The following is a 20,578-nucleotide window of genomic DNA, read 5'->3' as shown; positions in this document are numbered from 1 at the left end:
CGATGATGGCGCAATATACAACACCATTGTCATGCAGGGCGAAGCGAAGCATCTTTGATCGAACGATAAAGACCCCTTGGGTTTTGAGCCCAAAGGCACGGTCTGGGAGGAAATGTGGCCGCGGTAGAACTGAAGGGCCTGGGCAAGAGGTACGGCGCCGCCGTGGCTGTCGAGCACGTGTCGTTGCGCATCGAGCACGGGCAGCTCGTCTGCCTGCTTGGCCCCTCGGGATGCGGGAAGACCACGACGTTGCGCCTGATCGCGGGCTTCATCGAGCCCTCGGAGGGCGAAATCCTGGTCGGGGACAAAGTGCTGTCGTCTCCGGCCCGGACAGTGCCGCCGGAAGGCCGAAACATGTCGATGATCTTCCAGAGCTACGCACTCTGGCCGCATATGACCGTGGCCGAGAACGTGGCCTACGGACTGAGGATCCGGAAGATGGACAGGGCGACGGTCGAGGCCAAGCTGAAGGCCATCCTATCGACGGCGCGGCTGGAGGCCCTTGCGGATCGCTATCCGGGTGAGCTTTCAGGCGGCCAGCAGCAGCGCGTGTCCCTCGCCAGGGCCATGGTGGTCGAGCCGGAGACCTTGCTGCTCGACGAGCCGCTGTCGAATCTCGATACAAATCTTCGTGAGGAGATGCGGTTTGAGATCCGGCGCCTGCACGATCGCTACCGCTACACGACGGTTTACGTGACACATGACCAGGCCGAGGCGATGACGACGGCCGATCTGATTGTGGTCATGAACCATGGCCGGATCGAGCAACTCGGCACGCCGCTGGAGATCTACGACCAGCCCCGCTCGGCCTTCGTCGCCCGCTTCATCGGCGGCAGCAACATCCTGACGGGTCAGGCGCTGGACGCCGGCCATGTCGAGATCGCGGGGGCGCGGCTCGTCGCCGAGGGCCGGCCGCTCAAAGCAGGCGAAACGGTGGCTCTGTCGGTGCGTCAGCACGAGATCGATCTCCTGACGGCGCCGCCCACTGACGGTGTGAACGTCGTGAAGGCGATCGTCAGCCGCGGTGTTTTCCTCGGCTCCTCGCGCGACTACACCGCGGTACTGGGCGACAAGACCGAGATCCGGATAACGACTCCGCCGGATCGGAACGTGATGCCAGGAGCGGAGGTATGGTTGCGCATGCCGGCACGCGGCTGCCGGGCGCTGATGGGGGGTAACGAAGCATGACCAAGCGTTTCCGGCGTCGGCAGCTTCTCGCTGGCGGTACCGCCCTTGCGGCGACCTCGTTCGTCACCCCTGTCTTCGGCGCGCCGCCCGAAGCGCAGAAGATCACGCCGGACCTGGTCGAGGCTGCCAAGAAAGAGGGGAAGGTTACCTGGTACACGTCAGTGGACCTGGCTCTGGCCGAGAAGGTCGCGAAGGCGTTCGAGGCTAAGTACCCCGGAGTCACCTTGCGCGTGGAACGTTCGGGGGCCGAGCGCAATTTCCAGCGGATCGGGCAGGAATATGCCAGCAAGATCTACAATTGCGATGTCGTTAACAGCTCGGATGCGGCGCACTTCATCCTCTGGAAGCGGCAGGGCATGCTCGCTCCCTATCTTCCGGAGGACGTGGCTCGCGATTTTCCGGCCGAGCACAAGGATCCGGACGGCATGTTTGCGTCGTGGCGCGTCACGGTCAGCCCGATGGCCTACAACACGAAACTCGTGAAGGCCGACGACGCCCCTAAATCGTACGCTGAGTTGGTCGATCCCAAATGGTCGGGGAAGATCGTCAAGGCGCATCCCGGCTATAGCGGCGTCATCATGACCTCGACCCAGCAGCTCGCCCGGGAACTCGGCTGGCCATGGTTCGAGAAGCTGGCCAAGCAGAAGGTGCTGCAGGTTCAGTCCGCCACGGAGCCACCCAAGAAGTTGGCTCAGGGGGAGCGCGCCATCATGGCCGACGGCGGCGAATACGTTGTGACCGAGCTCAAGGCCAAGGGCGAGCCCGTCGAGCTGATCTATGCCAGCGAGGGAACGCCTCTGATTACAGGACCATCCGGCATCATGGCGCAGGCGCCTAATCCCAACGCCGCCCGGCTGTTCCAGGCGTGGTCGATGACGGCCGAAGCGCAGCAGCTCAATGTCGATGTCGGTGCCCTGCGGTCGGCTCACCCGCGGGTGAAGGACAGACCCGATATGCGGAAGTTTTCCGAAATCAAGACGATGCGCGAGGAAGCGACTGTCGTGGCCGACAAGGCGGACGAGATCAAGGCGCACTACGTCAAGCTGTTCAAGGTGTAGTGTCGGTGCGCCGTCGGACTTTCGTCAGGAACGCCGCCGCATTGTCCATGCTGCCGTTGGGCGCGCGCGTTCTATCCGCAGCTCCCGCCGCGGAACCGGTAACGCCGGCCCTGATCGACGCCGCGAACAAGGAAGGCAAGGTCACCTACTACACGGCGATGGATCTTTCCGTGGCCGAGCCGATGGCCAGGGCCTTCGAGGCCAAATATGCCGGTATCAAGGTCACAGTCGAGCGCACCGGCAGCGAGCGCCTGTTCAACCGCATCGCCCAGGAGCAATCGAGCCGGCTCTTCAGGGTCGATGTCGTCAACAGTGCCGATGCCGCGCATTTCCAACCGTGGAAGCGGGAAGGGTGGCTGGCGCCTTTTGTTGCGGAAGCGGTGGCTCGCGACGTTCCGGCCGAGATGGTCGACGCCGACGGCATGTTCTGCAACCAGCGCACCCATCTCAGTACGATCGCCTACAACAGCAAGCTGATTGCGCCCGAAGATGGGCCCAAGGGTTTTCAGGATCTGCTCGACCCGAAGTATGTCGGCAAGCTGGTGAAAGGCCATCCCGGCTATTCAGGAACCATCATGACGGCCACCCAGCAGATCGCTCGCGAGCTCGGCTGGCCCTATCTCGAGAAGCTGTCGAAACAAAAGGTGCTGCAGGTTCAATCGGCCACCGAGCCGCCGAAGAAGATCGAGGCCGGTGAGCGGGCGATCGCTGTCGACGGCAGCGATTACCTGTTCTGGATGGCCAAGGAACGCGGCTCGCCGATCGAAGTGGTGCATGCCGTGGAGGGGACGCCACTGATCACAAATCCGATGGGCATCTTCAGGTCGGCTCCCAATCCAAACGCCGCGCGCCTGCTGGTGAGCTGGATTATGTCACCGGAAGGACAGCAGTTCATCGTCTCCTTGAGCGGTCAGTATCCGGCCAACCGGCAGATCAAGCCCAAGCCCGGACGACCGCTTCTGTCGGATATCAAGACATTCCGCGAGGATCCTAGGGCCGTCGAAAGAGAGGCGGAATCGATCAAGACCCAGTACGCGCGGTACTTCAAGGTATGAAGGTGCGCCGAGTCGATCTTTCCTTGCCGATTTTCATCGGCATCGTGGTCGTGCTGGTTGTCATCATCGCGCTGCCCATGGGATGGCTTGGCGTCTTCGCCTTCAGCGACAAGGCGGGCAACGCGACGCTTGCGAACTTTGTGACCTTGTTCAGCGATCCGAGCTTCGCGGATCCTCTCGTCACGACGCTCATCATCGCCGTCTCCGTCAGCCTGATCTGCGCGGCCGTGGCTGCACCGCTGGCCTGGCTCGTGGCGCGCACCGACATGCCGCTTGCCCGTATGGTGCGGACCTTGATCATGGCGTCGCTGGTAACTCCGCCCTTTGTCGGTGCTGTTGCCTGGGAGATGCTGGCCGCACCCAATTCCGGCTTGTTGAACCAGTTCTGGCGACTGGTGACCGGGGCTTCCTCCGATGAGGCGCTTCTGGATATCTACACGCTTGAGGGCCTGATCTTCGTCATCGCCTGCTACACGTTCCCCTATGTCTTTATCCTGCTGGCGAATGCTCTCGAGCGCATGCCAGGAGAACTGGAAGACGCCTCCTCGATGCTGGGAGCAGGAGCCTGGGCGACGGCCCGCCGCATCACGGTGCCGCTGGCATTACCAACGCTGCTTGCCGGGACGCTGGTAGCCTTCCTGCAGGCCCTCAATCTGTTCGGTTCTCCGGCGATTCTCGCGATACCCGCCGGATTTCACACTTTGACGACCAAGATCTGGAGTCTGTTCGAGTTCCCGCCCAAGCCCGAGCTGGCAGCGGCGGCGGCACTTCCATTACTGCTTCTCACGGTCGCCCTCCTGAGGACCCAGGCGCTCGTTCTCGGCCGTCGCGGCTATGCCATCGTCGGCGGCAAGTATGGGCCGCCGCGTCTCATCAGGCTGGGGGCGTGGCGTTGGGCGGCCACGGCTTTCGCGATGCTGATATTGTCGTTGCCCCTGTTCCTGCCGTACCTGTCCTTGCTGAACACGGCATTCTCCCGCGTATCGTCGCAGATTGTCGGCCTCGACAATTTCACCTTGCGCAACATCCGGTTCACCTTCTGGGAGCTCAGCTCGACGCTGCCGGCGCTGCGGCACACGTTCTTCCTGGCCGTGTCGGCGGCGACGCTGGGCGGATTGCTGGCGCTGGTGATCGCCTACGTGGTGGCTCGCCGTCTGATCCGCGGCCATCGCATCCTTGCCTTCCTGGCCACCGCGCCTCTTGCAATTCCGGGCATCGTCCTGGGAGTTGGGTTGTTCCTCGCCTACACGAGGCCACCGCTCACCCTATACGGGACGCTCTGGATCCTTCTGATTGCCTTCGTGACAATCGAATTGCCGGCCGCCTATCAGCAGTTCAGTTCGGCCTTTCATGCGGTGCATCCCGAGCTGGAAGAGGCCGCGCGGATGCTCGGTGCCAGCCGGTTGCGGACTCTCGGCGACATTGTCGGGCCGCTCCTGCGCTCGGCGGCGATCGCCACCTGGTGCTTCATCTTCGTCGGAGTCATCCGCGAATTGTCGGCGGCAATCATCCTCTTCACCTCCGAGACGAAGGTCCTGTCCGTGCTGATCTTCGATCTGAAGGAGAGTGGCGATGTCGGTGCAATCGCCGTGCTGAGCCTGACGATGGTCCTGATCACGACGGTCGTCATCGTCGCTGCCAACAGACTGGTTGGCCGCCCCGCAATCGGCAGGCTGCCGACACGGATAGCCGGTTAATTGTCGAAGATCGCCACGTCGTCGACGGTGATCGGTTTAGCCAGCAGGCCCAGCGAGGAAAGCGTATTGATCGTTTCCTGCCAGCCGGCACGCGTCTGGGCCCCCACCGGCGGTGGGTTGAGCTGCTGCGAGACCACCGCCATGCTCCGGTCGACATAGTTCGGCGCAAGGCGCGGGAACAGGGTCGAGAAGCGCGCCGCGGCATCGGCCGGCCGTTCATTGACCAGGCTGTAGCCCTCCTGCACCGCCTCGGCGACCTTTTGCGCAATCGCCCGCTTCTCGGGTGAGGCCCATGCCTCCTCGTTGACGATCAGGTTGAGGCTGTAAGTGCGCACGCCAAAATCGCTCAAGCGCAGCAGGAGCAGGCGGCGCCCCTCGGAGAAAAGCTCTGCCGGCGTCATCTCCTCATAGTCTACCAGCGCGTCCACCTTCTTTTCGAGGAGGGCCCAAGGATCCCACTCGACATTCACCTGTGTGATCTTGCTTCCGTCGAGGTGATTGAGGTCGAGCATGGCCCGGAATTCCTCGTTCGTGATGCTGCCCTTCACGAAGCCGATCTTCTTGCCATAGAGATCGCGGGGATGGGCGATGCGGTCCTCGGCGCGCGTAAAGACCGCGCTGGGCGTCTTGCGGTAGTAGACGGCCAGGCTCTTGATCGGCAGGCCCTTGGATCGGGCGATCGCGGTCGCCATGCCACTCGACGATCCGATCCAGAATTTCTTGCCGTCTCCGATCATTTCCGCAGCAGTGGTTGCGCCCTGGGCTTCGCCGAATGTGACCTCCAGGCCCCGACGCTCGAACGCCCCCATCTCCCGGGCGAGGAAAAAGCCCGCATAAGTCGGCAGCGGCTTCCAATCGAGAAGCACATCGACCTTTTGCAAGGGCTGGGCCGCAACATTGGAGACCTGAGCTCGTGCATCAGATCCATATCGCGTCGCGACTGCCGCCGCCGCGGCGACCAGCATGCTCCGCCTCGAAATCGATGTAGTCATGCGCTTCTCCCCAAAAACGCCGGCTCGATCGACGATCAATCGTAGATGGCGACCTCTTCAGCGCTGACGGCGCGCGAGAGGAGGCCGAGCGACGACAAGGTCTTGAGCGTGTCTTCCCAGCCCAGCCGGGTTTGGCTGCCGATCGGCGTGGCCAGCTGTCGGCTGACGATCTGGAAGCTGAGCTCGAGATAGCGTGCGGAGAAGTCCGGGAAGAGCTTTCCAAACTGCGCGGCCGATTGCTTCGGATGGTCGCGAACAGCTTGGTAGCCTTCGACCAGGGCTTCGGCGATCTTGCGGGCGATCTCCTGTCGGGCAGGGTCGAGCCAGGCCATCTCGTTGACGACGAGATTGAGGCTGTAGAGCCGCACTCCGTAATCCGCGAAGCGCAGGGTGGAAATCTTGTGGCCCTCCGCCTGCAATTCGGCGGGGGCAAGTTCCTCATAGTCTATGAGTGCATCGACCTTGTGGTCGAGCAGCGCCTGCGGTCCTGGCTCGACCTCGACTTCCTTGATGTTCGCCCGGTTGAGCCGGTTGGCCGATAGCAAGGCACGGAATTCGTCGACCGCCATCGAGCCCGGCACGAGGCCCACCTTCTTGCCATAGAGGTCACGCGGAGCGTCGATCCGCTCGGACGCCCGGGCATAGAGGACAGTCGGCTCGCGCCGATAGTAAACAGCAAGGCTACGGACAGCCTGGCCGTTGGAACGGGCGATCGCCGTGGCGCCGGCGCTCGATGTCGCGATCCAGTACTCCTTGCCCATGCTCACCATCTCGGCGGCGATGTTCGCGCCGTGGCCCTCGACGACCCGCACATCGAGACCCCGCTTCTCGAAGGCGCCACTCTCACGAGCGATGAAAACACCCGCATGTGTCGGACTTGGCTTCCAATCGATCAGCAAATCGACGTGCCGCGGCTGCTCCGCCCGTACTATGGCGGGTGCCAGCGGCATTGTGGCAAGGCCGGCCACAATGGACCGGCGGGAAGGATGCGAATTCCTCATAGGCGCCAACTAATGACTCACCATTCATTTACAGTGTCAAACGGATCAATGACTTCTGAGCAACTGAACAATACGATAGCCCTATGCGAGCCAAGCTCTTGATATCACTCATATTGCTCTTTGGCACGAGCTTCGCGGCGGCCCAGTCGCTCGAAGAGCGCATGAGGACTGCCGCGGGCGCCTACGAACGCAACGATTATGCCACAGCTATTGCGATCTGGCGGCCGCTGGCCGAGCAGGGTAATGCCGAGGCGCAGACGCTGCTGGGCGCCATGTACTGGAGCGGGGAGGGGGTGCCGCGAGACCACCGCGAGGCGGCCAGGTGGTATCTGCGGGCCGCCGAGCAGGGCTATGCCCGGGCGCAAAACGACATCGGTTTCATGTATGGCTTTGGTGAGGGAATTCCGCCTCACGACGATGTGCAGGCCTATAAGTGGATCAGTCTGGCAATCATGCGATACACGGCCAAGAATCAGGATCGTCTCGATCAGGCGGCGAAGGATCTTGCCACGCTGAAGGCGCGCATGACTCCGGCGCAGATCGCCGAAGCGGAACGCCTGATCCGTCAATGGGAGGCGCCGCGTTGACTCGTCACGGCCTTGTCACACCGCGTTCCTGTAATTCGTGCTGGATATGAACGCCTCCGGCTGCCCCAACGCTTTCGAGGCCTGATGATCAGGATGTCGTCGCACGCGGTGGCACTTGCCATCCTCTGCTCCTGTCTCGCTGTAAGTGCTCACGCTACGTCACCCGAGGAGGAACGACTCCTGGGATGCGATTGCGCGGAGGCGCAGTTGCAGAGCTATCTGCCTTTCACGCGAGCCATTGCCGTGAGTGGCGTCGTCAAGGACGGACTCGACCGATCAACAGCGGAAGCAGGCGTTCCGCCGGCCGTGATGCTCGAGGGCTTGAAGGCGCTGGCGACGACGATCGATCTCGATCGCGACGTGCATGACGGTGATCGCTTCTACGTTCGCTACGCGCAGATGTTCACCGCCGCAGGAGATCCGATCGAAGTCGGGCACATATTGTGGCTCGAACTCAAGACGGCGGCCAAGGGGACGCTGGCACTGCATCGCTTCCGGCCGGCAAGTGCCGGACAGGAGTCGCTATGGTTGGCCAGCGGTCAAAGCACGGCACCACCCGAACTCGAAATGCCGCTGGCGTCGATTACGGTCACGTCGGGGTTCGGCATGAGAGCCGATCCGGTGGATCAGCCCTGGGCGTCCCGCGTCGCCATCGGGCCGATCGGTCCCGCGCCCTGGGGGGCCGGACAGAACTGGAGGCCGAAGGTCGTTCCCGCGCCAAGTCCGCTGACGAGTGCCGGCAAGGTGAACGCACCAACTCCTCTCGGTCTTGCGATGGGCCTGGCGCCGCCGGGAAGCGGCCGCCTGTCGGGCTTCAAGGTTGGTGGAGCGCCGATGCAGTTGCACGAGGGTGTGGACCTCGTGGCGGCAGTCGGCACACCCGTCTATGCGGCCGGCGACGGGATCGTCATCGGCGCGGAACCGAAGGGGCGCTACGGCAACTGGATCGAGATCGACCACGCCGGCAAGCTTGCCACCGTATACGGCCACTTGTCCGCTTTCGCCGCTGGCATCAAGGCCGGTAGCGAGGTGAAGCAGGGGGACTTGATCGGCTACACTGGCAATACCGGGCGGACGACCGGGCCGCATTTGCATTTCGAAATTCGCGTCAATGGCCGTCCTACCAATCCGATTGGTAATGCTGCCCTGAAGCATGCCCAGCTTCGCGGACCCGACCTGGTGAAATTCCGCAAGGTCGTGGCGGACGACCTTGCCGAACGCGCGCGCGAAGCTAAATCGATGTAGCGTCGCATCGTGAATCTCTGCGGAGCCATGGCGGAGACGACAGCCAGGTCGACAGACGACCTGGTTCTGTAAAGACGGTCGTATCGACAATGGTGAAGAAAAGAACCAGTGCCGGCCTCGTCCTCTATCGGCGAGTGCCGGGCGAAGCGTCTTCTGTCGAGTTCTTCCTGGTCCATCCGGGCGGTCCCTACTGGACCCGCAAGGATGACGGCGCCTGGTCGATCCCCAAGGGCGAGGTCGACGACGGCGAGGACCTGCTGGCGGCCGCCAAGCGCGAGACGCAGGAGGAAACCGGCTTCAGCATCCGTGGACGTTTCCGCCGCCTGCCGCCGGTCCGACAGAAGAGCGGCAAGCTGGTTCATTCATGGATGATCGAGGCCGCCGATCTCGATCCTGCGAACCTCAAGAGCTGTCTGTTCGAGATGGAATGGCCGCCGCGGTCCGGTCGCATGGCTTCCTTTCCGGAGGTCGATCGCGCGGCCTGGTTTGGTGCCGACGAAGCCATGGTCAAGATTTTGGGCGGGCAAAGGCCGATCTTGGAGAAGGCACTGGCCCGCCTGGAGGCCGATGCGCGTCAGCCGGCTTGCTGAAACCACGCGCGGGCCACCACGTTCTTTAAGGACAAGATCATGGAGTTCGGCTGTGAGCAGATTTATCGGCCTGCTCGCGCTGATGTTGACTGTCGGCGCCTGCGGCCATGATCCGGGAACGCGTGCCTTGACCGGAGGCGCGATCGGCGCGGGCGCCGGCGCAGTCGTCGGCTCGACGACCGGCGTCGGCGTCGTGCCGGGTGCGGTTGTCGGCGGTGTGGGCGGCGCGGTCGTCGGCATCGCGACCACGCCGCTGTCGTGGTGAAATTTTAGATCGGCTTGCCGGCGCTGGTCGCCCAGCGAGCCATGAGTTCGTTGCTGGGCAGGGTCTTGTCCTGGACCTTGCGTGCGGTTTCGAGTCCTGCGACGGGCAATCCCTTGGGATCGAGCCAGCCGATCTGCACCAGCACCGAGGCCTGATCCCAGTAGATGTGCTCGTGTGCGACCTTGCCATCCACGAACTTCACGATGGCGACCAGGGGAATCTCCACGCGTCGACCAGTCGGCGGGATGCCTGGGATCATCCAGTCGACTTCGCTGGTGTGCGTGAAGGCGAAGATCATCTCGTCGACGATCTGGTCGGCACCGACTGTGCGGCTGACGGGCGTCAGCGTCGTATCGGGCGGATTGCCGCCAATGAAATGGTACTTGTAGAAGCGCTTAAGCTGATCGTGGCCGACGCCGCCGGTCATCGTCGGGACATGGTTGACGTAGGGCGATGCGACCATCGTGGCCATCGTCGCATCGACGTCGCGGGTTTCGAATTCGTGCCGGCAGTGTTCTTCCCAAAGCGCGACAAGATCATGGGATGCCATGAACGACTCCTATGTCAGAGCGCGCAGTGTGGCACAATTTTCAGTCCCAGCCCGCATCGCTGATCCGGCCATCCTCGGTCAGCACCAGGGTCAGGCGATTGGGATCCAGCACGTAGTTGGGAATGCCCTGATCCGGACGGATCACGCGGAAATCGCCCGGAAGATCTTCCTGGCGGACGATATCGGCGGCGGGGACGTTGGCGGGCGCTGCCTGGCCCTTGGCCACGAAGTACTTGCCGACGCAGGTGGCGCAGTCGGTCTTCTGGAACTTCGTCTCCACGAAGCCGGGGATGGTCTTGAGCGTCACGGCATTCGAGCTCGAACGTACGCGTACCGCCTTGTAGGGATGGCCCGGTGCGATCGGCAGAAGAGCCTCGACTTCCATGAACGAGCCCAAGGGGCTGGGCATCTGCGGTGCATTGCCCTGGAAGATCAGGTCCAGAACGCCGTCGACCGTCGGGCCGGCATTGATCGGCAGGAGACGCGGAGCAGACCAGGCATTGGAGGTCACGAGACCGCGGGCCCGCACGATGTCCATGCCGCCGTCACGGGCCGATCGCAGAACTTCCACACTGGTGACGAACAGGATCGGCAGCGGAACACCCTCCGGCGCCATCTGGGAGCCGGGAGCCATGTCGGACGTCTGGCCGCCGGATGGTGGGGCGCCGGAGGAGGTCGAAGCCGGCGTATTGGAGGGACGAGCTGGCCCCGTCTGGGCATGAGCTCCGAAGGACGCGCAGATGGCGGCCAGAAGGGAGGCGGTGGCGAACAACGTCGATCTGGTCATGGCATCCTCGGTGACGGTGCGCTGGCCTGCGGGACCGCAGGGGATTCGGCTTGTGGGAAAGATGAACTGTCGTCGGTCCAACTCTGCTCGAGCCGGTCATAGGCTTCGAGGACCAGGTCGGTCGGCACGATCTGCGTCAGCTTGCAATAGGAGGTCTTGGTGCTGGCGAACGAGCCGTTTTCGAACAGCTTGTTGATCGGAGCGCCGCCCCCGCAGACCGAGAAATAGTCGCACTCCGCCTGGCAGGCCATGACGCCGGCGCGGATATCGCGCAGCAGCGCCGACTGCAGGCAGTTCTCGTAGATCGTTGAAAGCGAGTCGCGGTTGATGTTGCCGAGCAGGAAGTCGCCATAGTCGGCGTTCTTGAGGCCGAGCAATTCCGGAGAGAAGCTCGAGACATTGCCGTGACTGTCGACGTTCAGCATTGCCAGCGGCTCGACCTGCGTGTTGTGCGCGTCGCTCTCGCTCGGACGGAAGATGCGCGGGATGGCGAGATCGATCTCGCGCACGAACTGCACCCTGCCGCTCGCTCGGGCGGCGTGCCAGAAGCGTCGCAGGAAGCGTTCGTAGCGTCCCTGGAGATCGCCCCCGTCGAACAGCGCCGAGATATGACTGCCCTCGGACTCCTCGACGTTGAAGCAGATCTGGTCGATGTCGTGGGCCAGATAGAATTCGAGCAGTTCGTCTGGACGATCGAGACTTGCCGCCGACAGCACCGAAATGACGTGGAAGGGTATCCCCTCGGCCTGCAGGCAGCGGATGCCGGCCATGGTGCGATCGAACGTGCCCGCGCCACTGCGGGTCTTGCGGTTCGCATCATGCAATTCCCGTGGTCCGTCGAGGCTGATGCCGACGCCGACCTCCCAATCGCGGAACAGCGCACACCAATCCGCGTCGATGAGCATGCCGTTGGTCTGGAAAGCATGAACGACGCTGACCGATGGCGGGCGCAGCCGCTCGATAAGCGAAAAGGCATCGCGATAGAAGTTCACCGGAACGACCAGCGGCTCGCCTGCGTGCCAGATGACCGTGATCCGAGGCAGCGCCCATCCGGACGCGAACAGTTCGGTAAATAACCGCTCGACCGTAGTCTGCGCCAGCACATGCTTGCTGTCGCGATCGGGCAGATAACAATACGTGCAGTTGATGTTGCAGAAGGCGGTGGGCTGCAGGACCACGATGCCGATCTGCGGCGGGGCAGGCACAGCCGATCTCCAACTACCAGTTATGCCAGCCGTTGCCCCAATTGTGCCAGCCGTTGTGCCATCCGTTGCCCCAGTTGTGCCAGCCGTTTCCCCAGTTGTGCCACCCATTGCCCCACCAGGCGAGGCGCTGGGCAGGATCGACCTTGAGGAACGGCGCGTCGCCGTCGGGCATTTCGTTCAAGGCGCCGGACACCGAACTCCGGATCGATTGGAGGCGCTCGGCGACAGAGCCCGGCTTCTTTTCGCCGCTGTCGGGGACGGCCGTGGCCTTCGCATCGGTCGTGGCCAAGGCAGTGGAAAGAGTCAGCACGCCCGCTGGCAACAGAGAGGCGAGCGCATGCAACCTACGACGATCTTGTGCCAAAGCTATCTCCCCCAAGAGGTCAGCAGCTTATGCAGACCTCCCGGAGAGAAACAAACAAAAACTCTGTTTCAATTCTTTGCTATGCCGCCTTCCTCGTGCGGTTGGCAGCGATGACCGCCCACAGGCTCGCGGGCGTTACCGGCATGTCGACGTGCTTGACGCCGGTCTCGGGATAGATGGCGTCGATAATTGCATTGACGACCGCCGGTGGCGCTCCGATGGCTCCCGCTTCGCCCGCCCCCTTCACGCCCAGTGGATTGGTCCTGCAAAGGCTGTTGTGCATGTCGAAGTGCACGTGTGGCACCACGTCGGCCCGCGGCAAGGCATAGTCCATGAAGCTGCCGCTCATGAGCTGGCCCGACTCGTCGTCGTAGATGGTCTTTTCCGTCAATGCCTGGCCGACGCCCTGGCCGACACCGCCATGGACCTGCCCTTGCAGCAACAGCGGATTCAATGCCGTGCCGAAGTCATCCATGATGCTGTAGTTCAGGATCTCGATGGTTCCCGTGTCGGGATCGACCTCGAGTTCGCAGACGTGACAGCCGTTGGGGAAGGTGGCCGCCTGGGGCGTCCGCGTGAAGTCGTCGTCGAGGCCGGGCTTCTCACCGGCTGGCACGTTCTTGGGATCCTTCGCGGCCTTGGCGACCTCGAACAGGCTCATTTGCCGGTCGGTGCCGACGATCTTGAAGATCCCGTCGGCATAATCGATGTCGCCGGTGCTTGCCTCCATGACGCTGGCGGCGACCTGCTTGCCCTTGGCGATGATCTTGTCGCTTACTCCCAGGACAGCCGCGCCGGCCACGGGGATGGAGCGGCTGCCGCCGGTCATGCCCTCGGGGGTGAAGTCCGAATCGCCCTGGACGATGCGGATGCGATCGCCATCGACACCGAGCCGGGCCGACATGATCTGGGTGAAGGCCGTCTCGTGGCCTTGACCATTGGTCTGTACGCCGACGTAAACGGTGATCGTATCATCGTCGTTGAACTTGGCGATGGCGCTCTCCGGCGCGCCGCCCGAGCACTTCTCGACGTAGGTGGACATGCCGATGCCCCGCCACCTGCCCTTGGCGAGCGACGCCGCCCGGCGCGCAGGAAAGCCCTTCCAGTCGCCCTTCTCCATGCCCTTCAGCATGACATTGTCGAAGTCGCCGCTGTCATAGACATCGCCCAGCGCCGTGGTCCAGGGAATCTGGTTGGGTTTCACGAGGTTGCGCTTGCGGATCTCGTCGGGGGTCAGCCCGGTCTCGCGCGCGATATGATCGACGAAGCGCTCGAGCAGATAGGCGGCCTCCGGCCGGCCGGCACCGCGATAGGCGTCGGTCGGCACCGTGTTCGTCATGACGCCCTTCACATTCACGTAAATGGTCGGCGTCTGATACAGACCGGCCAGCATGCCGGTTCCCGCCATGGTCGGGATGAAGGCTCCGAAATGGCTGAGATAGGCGCCCAGGGCCGCATAGGTGGTGACTCGCAGTCCGAGGAACTTGCAGTCCTTGTCGAGGGCCATTTCCGCTACCGAGACATGGTCGCGGCCCTGGACGTCGCTTTGGAAGGCCTCCTGGCGGTCGGGGATCCATTTGACCGCGCGCTTCAGTTCGCGTGAGGCCCAGACGACCATCGGATATTCGGGATGCACGAAGATCTTCATGCCGAAGCCGCCACCGACATCGCCGGTACGCACGCGCAGCTTGGGTTGGCCGATCTTCAGAATCATGTCCGCCACGACCGGGCGGATCACGCTCACGCCCTGCGAAGATACCCACAGCGTGGAGCGGTCGTCCTTGGCATCGTATTCGCAGATGGCGCCGCGCGGCTCCATCGAGTTCACAACCAGACGATTGTTCACCAGCCGCAACGTCACCACCCGGTCGGCCTTGGCGAAGGCCGTCTCGGTCTTGGCTCTGTCGCCCATCTCCCAATCGAAGGCGATGTTGCCCTTGATGTGATCGTGGACCAGGGGCGCGCCGGGCTGGGCGGACTCGTATGTGCCGACGGTATGGGGGCGGGGCGCGTAATCGATCTCGATCAGTTCGGCGGCGTCCTTGGCCTGCTCGAGCGTCTCCGCGACCACCAGTGCCACGGGGTCCCCGACATGCCGGACGCGGCCTTGCGCCAGCATCGGCCTCGACGTTTCGGCGCGCGGCGTGCCGTCACGGTTGGTCACGGGCACCAGACAGGGGAGGTCGCCGAACCCCGCTTTCTTTACGTCCTCCCCAGTGAAGACCAGCAGCACGCCCGGCGCCTTCTTCGCCGCTGCCGTGTCGATCTTGGTAATGTCGGCGTGAGCGTGCGGGCTGCGCAACACATAGGCGCGAGCCGCAGGCTGCGCGAGCTTGGTATCGTCCGTATAGCGACCGCCACCGGTAAGAAGGCGGGGATCCTCGACTCTGCGAACCGATTGACCGATGCCGAATTTCGCCATGCATTCCTCCGCTATTCCGTGGAGGTTAGACGGCCGGCAGCCGGATTGAAAGCCTCGCGGATCACGTCGCTGCGCGGTCCGCGAAGCTTGTGTTACGACCTGGAAATCCGCGAACGAGGAGGGGTTACGCCGCCTTGCGTCGGCGCGCCGTGCTCTTGCGACGGCGGGTGGCTGCTGCCGGACGGCGGCTGCTGCTCTTGCGTCGGGCGGTCGTGACACGACCGCCTCTACGCGTTGTGGTCTTGGCATTCTTGCCGCCCATCGCCCGGCTGCTCTCACGACGGCCGCGCGCACCGACCCGGCTCTTGCCTTCGGCTTCCTGCTGCGCGGTCTCGCCGCGTGCCTCCTTCTGCTTGGTGCGGGCGTAGCTGCGGCGATTCTCTTGCTTGCCCTCGTACTTCGAGGCACCGGCCTCATGCAGCGCGATCGCGATCGCCTGTCGAGGATTCTTGACCTTGCCGGCCCGTCCGCGTGGGCCGCTCTTCAGCTCACCGTGCTTGAACTCGTGCATGACCCGCCCGACGCTCTTGCGCTGGGACGGCGATTGTCTGGCCATGAAATGCTCCCTTGATGAAGCCCCCCGACTCGGATTGCCGTTCTTGACTTCCCTTGTCTGCGAACGCCGACTTAGGTGATAGGTTGCAGCATGACCGACCTCGGCCAGTTCATCGCGCAGCTTCCCAAGGCGGAACTGCACATCCACATCGAAGGCAGCCTCGAGCCGGAGATGATGCTCGCATTGGCGGCACGTAACGGAGTCCAATTGCGCTATGGCAGCGTGGCGGAACTGCGTGCGGCGTACCGCTTCACCAACCTGCAGGACTTCCTTGATCTCTATTACGAGGGCATGAGCGTGCTGCGGCAAGAGCAGGACTTCCATGATCTCGCCATGGCCTATCTGCGGCGGGCAGCGTCCCAGAATGTTCGCCATGTCGAGATCTTCTTCGACCCGCAGGGGCACACGGAGCGTGGCATCGCCTTCAAGACCGTGATCGATGGTCTGTGGCGCGCACTCAAGGATGCGGAACGTGAATTTGGACTGACGACCGGCCTGATCATGTGCTTCCTGCGTCATATCGACGAGGCAAGTGCCGAGAGGACCCTGCAACAGGCGTTGCCATGGCGGGACCGCATCATTGGCGTCGGCCTCGATTCGTCGGAGAAGGGTAATCCGCCGTCGAAGTTCCGGCGCGTCTTCGAGCGGGCGCGCGATCTCGGCTTCGCCACCGTCGCGCATGCCGGGGAGGAGGGGCCGGCCGACTATGTCCGCGAGGCGCTGGATATCCTGGCCGTTCGCCGCATCGATCACGGCAATCGCGCGCTCGACGACCCGGAACTCACGGCGCGGCTGGCAGCGGAGAAGGTCCCGTTGACGGTTTGCCCCTTGTCGAATCTCCGCCTGTGCGGCGTCTCCGACATGGCCCAACATCCTCTCAAGCACATGCTGCGAGCCGGATTGATGGCGACCGTCAATTCCGACGATCCGGCCTATTTCGGCGGTTACGTGACCGAAAACTTCCTGGCCGTCCAACAGGCGCTCGGCCTGACGCGCGAGGATATCGTCACGCTCGCCCGCAACAGCTTTACGGCCGCCTTCTGCGACGAGGCCGTCAAGCAGCGGCATCTGGCGGCGCTGGACGCTTTTCTGAAGGAATGACTTCCGCCTATCTCGCCGCCGAGGGATTCGAGGCGCAACTCCAGGAAGAACTGCGGCGAGCCGGCAGAACGGTGCGCGCCCGACATGGCCGACTGTTCATCTGCGATCAACCGGCCATGTCCGCCGCCTGGGCGGCCAATACCTGGTTCGACTGCCGGGAGTTGCCGGTGCCCTCGATCGGGGAAGCCGCCAAGGCCTTGCGTGCGATCCAGCGCAACTGGGCGATGCATGCGCCGCTCCATTATCGACGGGCGGCGCTGATCCAGGAACGGCTGCCGCATGTCTCCGCCAAGCCGATCGTCTTTCCCGCGCCGGCACCGACCGCGCCGCTCGGTTCGTGGACGTTGCTGGCACCGGACCGGATGCTGGCGGCCGCCCGGTGTAGTTCGCCCTTTCCCAACGGCGAGGTGACTTTCGTCGAGGACAAGGCCGGGCCTCCAAGCCGGGCGTATCTTAAGCTATGGGAAGCGCTGGTTCGCCTCCGCCGCTGGCCGCAACCCGGCGAACGCTGTATCGACCTCGGGGCTTCGCCGGGCGGCTGGACCTATGTTCTGGGGAAGCTCGGCACCGAAGTGATCGCCATCGACAAGGCGCCGCTCGATCCGAAGGTCATGGCCATGCCGGGCGTCCAGTGGCGCGGTGAGAGCGCCTTTGCCCTCGAACCGCACAGCATCGGACCTGTGGATTGGCTGTTCTCCGACGTCATCTGCTATCCGGCCCGTTTGCTCCGTCTCGTCGAACGGTGGCGGGCGTCGGGGCTGGTGCGGAACTTCGTCTGCACCATCAAGTTCCAAGGCGAGACGGACCACGACACTGCGGCGGCCTTCGCAGCGCTGCCGGGCGCACGGGTGATGCATCTGCATCACAACAAGCATGAGCTGACATTCATGCTGGAAGGGGATGGCGCAGGAAAGCCGTGACGTGGGCCTTGAAGCTGTCGATGAACTCGCGGGCCACGGGCGGCGGGGTGCGTTGCGCCGCATAGAGAGCGGCGAACTCGAAGTTGATGCGCGGCTCGAATGGCCGCACGACGATGCCGCGGGTCGCATATTCGGTCGCGGTGAAGGGCTCGCAGAGTGTCACACCCGCCCCCGATCCGGCGAACGAGCAGGCGATCTCCGACAGCGGCGTCTCGATGCGCAGGATGCGGTTCACGCCATGCTCGGCGAAGACGCGGTCGACGCGGAACCGTGACAGCGACGAATGGCCAAGCGAAATGAAGTTCTCGCCCTCGAAGTCCTTCGGCCGCAGTCGCTTCTTGCGGGTCAGCCGATGGTCCTGCGGGAGCACCGCAACGAACGGCGCCGCGGGCATGCGTTCGTGGCGCACGGCAGCATGTTCGATCGAGGCCTCGGCAAAGCCGAGATCGCATTGGCCTTGGGCGACGGCGGCGACCACGGCGTGCGAGACCAGGCCGGACAGGACGACATCGAGCTTGGGCCGATCGGCGAGGAATCGGCCGACGAAGCGCGGCAGAAAGCCGTTCGCCAGCGCGGGCAGGGCGGCGATGCGCAGGAAGCCGGCGCCGCGAGTGCGCAGTTCTGTCGCCATCTGCGAGATACGCTCCAGCCCCACGAAGGCGCGTTCGACCTCGGCATAGAGCGACAGCGCCTCGCTGGTGGGTACGAGCCCGGTGCCGCGACGCTCGAATAGCGTCAGGCCGAGCTGCCGCTGCAGGTCGCGGATCATGCGGCTGACCGCCGGCTGGGTGACGTTGATGAGGTTGGCGGCCGAACCCACTCCGCCAGTCAGCACGACGGCGCGGAAGGCTTCGATCTGCCGGGGATTCAGGCCTCGCATCGGGCTTTATAACATCCTGTTATGAAAACGCCTGAAATTTCGAATTTGACGCCACCATGACGACCGGTGAGCATAAACGAGGCAGCCTTCAAAACAGGCAAACGGAGGGGCAGATGGGGCGTTCAACCTGGATGGCGGGAGCAATCGGGACGGTGGCCCTGTTGATCGCCGGATCGGCATCGGCACAGCAGACACTCACGGTTGCCGGTTACGGCGGCGTCTGGGATTCACTTCTGCGCAAAGAGGTGTTTCCGGCCTTCGAAGCCAAGCACGGCGTGAAGATCGAGTATGTCGCGGGAAACTCGACCGATACGCTGGCCAAGCTGCAGGCACAGAAGGCGAACCAGGTCATCGATGTGGCGATCGTCGATGACGGTCCGATGTATCAGGCCATCCAGCTCGGCTTCTGCGCCAAGATCGACGGGCTGAACAAGGATGAGCTCTATCCTGCCGCCCTGTTCAAGGACGACAAGGCCGTCGCGGTCGGCCAGACCGGTACCGGCTTCATGATCAATACCAAGGTCTTCAAGGACAAGGGTTGGGCGACGCCGACCTCCTGGAACGATCTCAAGGATCCCAAATTCAAGAAGCAGCTCGTCATCCCGCCGATCAACAATACCTACGGCCTTTACACCCTCATGATGTTCGCCCGCATGAACGGCGGCGGCGAGAAGAATATCGAACCGGGCTTCAAGGTGATGAAGAACGACGTCAATCCCAACGTGCTGGTCTATGAGCCGTCGCCGGGCAAGATGACCGAGCTGTTCCAGTCGGGTCAGGCCAACATCGCGGTCTGGGGCACCGGTCGTGTCCAGGCTTTCGCCAATACCGGGTTCCCGGTCGACTTCATCTATCCCAAGGAAGGCGCGCCGATCCTGCTGGCGTCGGCCTGTCCGGTGGCCAAGGCCAAGGTAAATCCGCTGGCGAGCGAGCTGATCAAGACGCTGATCTCGGCCGAGGTGCAGACCCTGATGGCCAAGGAGATGGGCAACGGCCCGGTCAACACCAAGGTCGACGTCAACATGCCGGAACTCAAGATGGCGCCGGTTGGCGAGCGCGCCAAGCTGATCATCACGCCGGACTGGGACGCCATCAACGCGCAGCGCGAGGAATGGACCAAGCGCTGGAATCGCGAAGTCGAGCGCTAGAACGGCCGGCACGTGTCCTTCCTCGAACTTGATGCGCTCCGAAAGACATTTGGGGCGCAGGTCGCGGTCGATGGTCTGTCGCTGAAAGTGCAGAAGGGAGAATTCGTTTCCCTCCTCGGCCCTTCCGGCTGCGGCAAGACGACGACGTTGCAGATGATCGCAGGCTTCGTCGATCCGAGCGGAGGGGCGATCCGGCTGGAGGGCCAGGATCTGCTGGCAGTGAAGCCGGCGAAACGCGGCCTCGGGATCGTATTCCAGAGCTACGCCCTGTTTCCGCATATGACGGCGGCCGAGAACGTCGCGTTCGGTCCGGAGATGCAGGGAGTCGGAGGCGGCGAGCGGGCCAAGCGGGTGGCCGATGCCCTCGAACTCGTGGGACTTGGCGCTTTCGCGGCGCGCCATCCGCGGCAGCTCTCCGGCGGCCAGCAGCAGCGCGTGGCGCTCGCGCGGGCGCTGGTGATCCGGCCACGCATTCTTCTGCTCGACGAGCCGCTCTCCAACCTCGATGCCAAACTCCGCGAGGAGATGCAGATCGAACTGCGTCAGATCCAGCGCACCGTCGGGACCACGACGATCCTGGTGACGCACGATCAGGCCGAGGCGATGGCACTCAGCGACCGGGTCGTGGTGATGAACAAGGGCCGGGCCGAGCAGATCGCGACGCCGCTCGACGCCTATGAGCATCCGGCGACGCCCTTTGTCGCGAGCTTCCTCGGCAAGACCAATCTTCTCGAGGGCAGCGCCGTGCGGCCGGAGCGGATCGCCTTCGCCACGAGCGGGTTGGCCGGCACGGTGCGCACCCGAATCTTCCAGGGCAATCATTGGCTGTACCAGGTCGAGACGAAATCGGGCCTCGTGACGGTGATCCGCCAGAATACCGGCGAAGACATGCCCGGCGAGGGCGCTGCGGTGCATCTGGCCTGGGGAACGAGATGATCCGTCGGGCAGAAAATAGGGTTGATCGGTT

At 63.5% G+C, this 20,578-nt stretch carries 21 protein-coding genes; 12 read left to right on the top strand and 9 right to left on the bottom strand.

What is annotated here, in order from left to right; all coding sequences use genetic code 11:
* Window positions 1–114 precede the first annotated feature (114 nt).
* The 4 genes from B5D62_RS19295 to B5D62_RS19280 are packed head-to-tail and all read left to right on the top strand — an operon-like array spanning window position 115 to window position 4,998.
* Complete coding sequence (locus B5D62_RS19295) at window positions 115–1,188, top strand: ABC transporter ATP-binding protein (protein WP_085935565.1); 1,074 nt, start codon at window positions 115–117, stop codon at window positions 1,186–1,188.
* Window positions 1,185–2,246 (top strand): extracellular solute-binding protein, encoded by a 1,062-nt coding sequence (locus B5D62_RS19290; RefSeq protein WP_085935564.1) that lies wholly within the window; start codon window positions 1,185–1,187, stop codon window positions 2,244–2,246. The genes B5D62_RS19295 and B5D62_RS19290 overlap by 4 nt, the downstream gene beginning before the upstream one ends.
* 5 nt (window positions 2,247–2,251) lie before the next feature.
* Window positions 2,252–3,301, top strand: a complete 1,050-nt coding sequence (locus B5D62_RS19285; protein ID WP_218191155.1) for an extracellular solute-binding protein — start codon at window positions 2,252–2,254, stop codon at window positions 3,299–3,301.
* A complete protein-coding gene (locus tag B5D62_RS19280; protein WP_085935563.1) occupies window positions 3,298–4,998 on the top strand; it encodes an ABC transporter permease in 1,701 nt (566 codons plus the stop codon). Before B5D62_RS19285 ends, B5D62_RS19280 begins: the two co-directional genes overlap by 4 nt.
* Here the strand turns inward: B5D62_RS19280 and B5D62_RS19275 are convergent.
* Both B5D62_RS19275 and B5D62_RS19270 read right to left on the bottom strand, forming a co-directional pair.
* Window positions 4,995–5,990 (bottom strand): ABC transporter substrate-binding protein, encoded by a 996-nt coding sequence (locus B5D62_RS19275; protein ID WP_085935562.1) that lies wholly within the window; start codon window positions 5,988–5,990, stop codon window positions 4,995–4,997. The two genes, B5D62_RS19280 and B5D62_RS19275, sit on opposite strands and share 4 nt — an antisense overlap.
* Before the next feature lie 35 nt (window positions 5,991–6,025).
* Window positions 6,026–6,940, bottom strand: coding sequence for an ABC transporter substrate-binding protein (locus B5D62_RS19270; protein ID WP_170921028.1), 915 nt, complete (start codon window positions 6,938–6,940; stop codon window positions 6,026–6,028).
* Between the two features lie 212 nt (window positions 6,941–7,152).
* Between B5D62_RS19270 and B5D62_RS19265 the strand changes: the two genes are divergently transcribed.
* From B5D62_RS19265 to B5D62_RS19250, 4 genes are all read left to right on the top strand, one after another.
* A complete protein-coding gene (locus tag B5D62_RS19265; RefSeq protein ID WP_170921027.1) occupies window positions 7,153–7,578 on the top strand; it encodes a tetratricopeptide repeat protein in 426 nt (141 codons plus the stop codon).
* A gap of 207 nt (window positions 7,579–7,785) precedes the next feature.
* Window positions 7,786–8,823 carry a M23 family metallopeptidase gene (locus B5D62_RS19260; protein ID WP_170921026.1) on the top strand — a complete coding sequence of 346 codons (1,038 nt, stop codon included), beginning with the start codon at window positions 7,786–7,788 and terminating at the stop codon, window positions 8,821–8,823.
* An 89-nt stretch (window positions 8,824–8,912) separates the two neighbouring features.
* Complete coding sequence (locus tag B5D62_RS19255) at window positions 8,913–9,413, top strand: NUDIX hydrolase (protein ID WP_085935558.1); 501 nt, start codon at window positions 8,913–8,915, stop codon at window positions 9,411–9,413.
* A gap of 52 nt (window positions 9,414–9,465) precedes the next feature.
* Window positions 9,466–9,678 (top strand): hypothetical protein, encoded by a 213-nt coding sequence (locus B5D62_RS19250; RefSeq protein WP_139373970.1) that lies wholly within the window; start codon window positions 9,466–9,468, stop codon window positions 9,676–9,678.
* A 4-nt stretch (window positions 9,679–9,682) separates the two neighbouring features.
* Here the strand turns inward: B5D62_RS19250 and B5D62_RS19245 are convergent, their stop codons facing one another.
* From B5D62_RS19245 to B5D62_RS33650, 6 genes are all read right to left on the bottom strand, one after another.
* The gene (locus tag B5D62_RS19245; RefSeq protein ID WP_085935557.1) at window positions 9,683–10,228 is read right to left on the bottom strand and encodes an ester cyclase; all 546 of its coding nucleotides are present in this window, start codon (window positions 10,226–10,228) and stop codon (window positions 9,683–9,685) included.
* A 40-nt stretch (window positions 10,229–10,268) separates the two neighbouring features.
* The gene (locus B5D62_RS19240; protein WP_085935556.1) at window positions 10,269–11,015 is read right to left on the bottom strand and encodes a hypothetical protein; all 747 of its coding nucleotides are present in this window, start codon (window positions 11,013–11,015) and stop codon (window positions 10,269–10,271) included.
* Window positions 11,012–12,220 carry a cyclophane-forming radical SAM/SPASM peptide maturase GrrM/OscB gene (gene grrM / locus B5D62_RS19235; protein ID WP_170921025.1) on the bottom strand — a complete coding sequence of 403 codons (1,209 nt, stop codon included), beginning with the start codon at window positions 12,218–12,220 and terminating at the stop codon, window positions 11,012–11,014. Before grrM ends, B5D62_RS19240 begins: the two co-directional genes overlap by 4 nt.
* Before the next feature lie 13 nt (window positions 12,221–12,233).
* Window positions 12,234–12,530 carry a GrrA/OscA1 family cyclophane-containing rSAM-modified RiPP gene (gene grrA, locus B5D62_RS19230; RefSeq protein ID WP_170921024.1) on the bottom strand — a complete coding sequence of 99 codons (297 nt, stop codon included), beginning with the start codon at window positions 12,528–12,530 and terminating at the stop codon, window positions 12,234–12,236.
* Between the two features lie 133 nt (window positions 12,531–12,663).
* Window positions 12,664–15,006, bottom strand: a complete 2,343-nt coding sequence (locus B5D62_RS19225; RefSeq protein WP_085935554.1) for a xanthine dehydrogenase family protein molybdopterin-binding subunit — start codon at window positions 15,004–15,006, stop codon at window positions 12,664–12,666.
* Between the two features lie 124 nt (window positions 15,007–15,130).
* The gene (locus B5D62_RS33650) at window positions 15,131–15,562 is read right to left on the bottom strand and encodes a DUF6496 domain-containing protein (RefSeq protein WP_178097481.1); all 432 of its coding nucleotides are present in this window, start codon (window positions 15,560–15,562) and stop codon (window positions 15,131–15,133) included.
* A gap of 90 nt (window positions 15,563–15,652) precedes the next feature.
* On the opposite strand from B5D62_RS33650, the gene B5D62_RS19215 reads away from it, so the two are divergent.
* Complete coding sequence (locus B5D62_RS19215) at window positions 15,653–16,663, top strand: adenosine deaminase (protein WP_085935553.1); 1,011 nt, start codon at window positions 15,653–15,655, stop codon at window positions 16,661–16,663.
* Window positions 16,660–17,583 carry an SAM-dependent methyltransferase gene (locus B5D62_RS19210; RefSeq protein WP_085935552.1) on the top strand — a complete coding sequence of 308 codons (924 nt, stop codon included), beginning with the start codon at window positions 16,660–16,662 and terminating at the stop codon, window positions 17,581–17,583. Before B5D62_RS19215 ends, B5D62_RS19210 begins: the two co-directional genes overlap by 4 nt.
* Here the strand turns inward: B5D62_RS19210 and B5D62_RS19205 are convergent.
* Complete coding sequence (locus tag B5D62_RS19205; protein WP_085935551.1) at window positions 17,549–18,463, bottom strand: LysR family transcriptional regulator; 915 nt, start codon at window positions 18,461–18,463, stop codon at window positions 17,549–17,551. The two genes, B5D62_RS19210 and B5D62_RS19205, sit on opposite strands and share 35 nt — an antisense overlap.
* Window positions 18,464–18,576: 113 nt before the next feature.
* Here B5D62_RS19205 and B5D62_RS19200 point away from each other — a divergent pair, with 113 nt between their 5' ends.
* Together B5D62_RS19200 and B5D62_RS19195 are read left to right on the top strand one after the other, a co-directional pair.
* A complete protein-coding gene (locus tag B5D62_RS19200) occupies window positions 18,577–19,611 on the top strand; it encodes an ABC transporter substrate-binding protein (protein WP_085935550.1) in 1,035 nt (344 codons plus the stop codon).
* A gap of 12 nt (window positions 19,612–19,623) precedes the next feature.
* A complete protein-coding gene (locus B5D62_RS19195) occupies window positions 19,624–20,547 on the top strand; it encodes an ABC transporter ATP-binding protein (RefSeq protein ID WP_085935549.1) in 924 nt (307 codons plus the stop codon).
* Window positions 20,548–20,578 lie beyond the last annotated feature (31 nt).

The organism is Enhydrobacter aerosaccus (genome assembly GCF_900167455.1).
Classification (GTDB): Bacteria; Pseudomonadota; Alphaproteobacteria; order Reyranellales; family Reyranellaceae; genus Reyranella; species Reyranella aerosaccus.
This window is presented reverse-complemented; position numbering and strand designations above follow the sequence as displayed.

What these genes read in the sequence shown, in the direction of transcription:
- B5D62_RS19290 (WP_085935564.1), top strand. Translation starts at nt 1,185, where the DNA reads ATGACCAAGCGTTTCCGGCGTCGGCAGCTTCTCGCTGGCGGTACCGCC.
- B5D62_RS19280 (WP_085935563.1), top strand. Translation starts at nt 3,298, where the DNA reads ATGAAGGTGCGCCGAGTCGATCTTTCCTTGCCGATTTTCATCGGCATC.
- B5D62_RS19275 (WP_085935562.1), bottom strand. Translation starts at nt 5,990, where the DNA reads ATGACTACATCGATTTCGAGGCGGAGCATGCTGGTCGCCGCGGCGGCG.
- B5D62_RS19270 (WP_170921028.1), bottom strand. Translation starts at nt 6,940, where the DNA reads ATGCCGCTGGCACCCGCCATAGTACGGGCGGAGCAGCCGCGGCACGTC.
- B5D62_RS19265 (WP_170921027.1), top strand. Translation starts at nt 7,153, where the DNA reads ATGAGGACTGCCGCGGGCGCCTACGAACGCAACGATTATGCCACAGCT.
- B5D62_RS19255 (WP_085935558.1), top strand. Translation starts at nt 8,913, where the DNA reads ATGGTGAAGAAAAGAACCAGTGCCGGCCTCGTCCTCTATCGGCGAGTG.
- B5D62_RS19245 (WP_085935557.1), bottom strand. Translation starts at nt 10,228, where the DNA reads ATGGCATCCCATGATCTTGTCGCGCTTTGGGAAGAACACTGCCGGCAC.
- B5D62_RS19240 (WP_085935556.1), bottom strand. Translation starts at nt 11,015, where the DNA reads ATGACCAGATCGACGTTGTTCGCCACCGCCTCCCTTCTGGCCGCCATC.
- B5D62_RS19225 (WP_085935554.1), bottom strand. Translation starts at nt 15,006, where the DNA reads ATGGCGAAATTCGGCATCGGTCAATCGGTTCGCAGAGTCGAGGATCCC.
- B5D62_RS33650 (WP_178097481.1), bottom strand. Translation starts at nt 15,562, where the DNA reads ATGGCCAGACAATCGCCGTCCCAGCGCAAGAGCGTCGGGCGGGTCATG.
- B5D62_RS19215 (WP_085935553.1), top strand. Translation starts at nt 15,653, where the DNA reads ATGACCGACCTCGGCCAGTTCATCGCGCAGCTTCCCAAGGCGGAACTG.
- B5D62_RS19210 (WP_085935552.1), top strand. Translation starts at nt 16,660, where the DNA reads ATGACTTCCGCCTATCTCGCCGCCGAGGGATTCGAGGCGCAACTCCAG.
- B5D62_RS19205 (WP_085935551.1), bottom strand. Translation starts at nt 18,463, where the DNA reads ATGCGAGGCCTGAATCCCCGGCAGATCGAAGCCTTCCGCGCCGTCGTG.
- B5D62_RS19200 (WP_085935550.1), top strand. Translation starts at nt 18,577, where the DNA reads ATGGGGCGTTCAACCTGGATGGCGGGAGCAATCGGGACGGTGGCCCTG.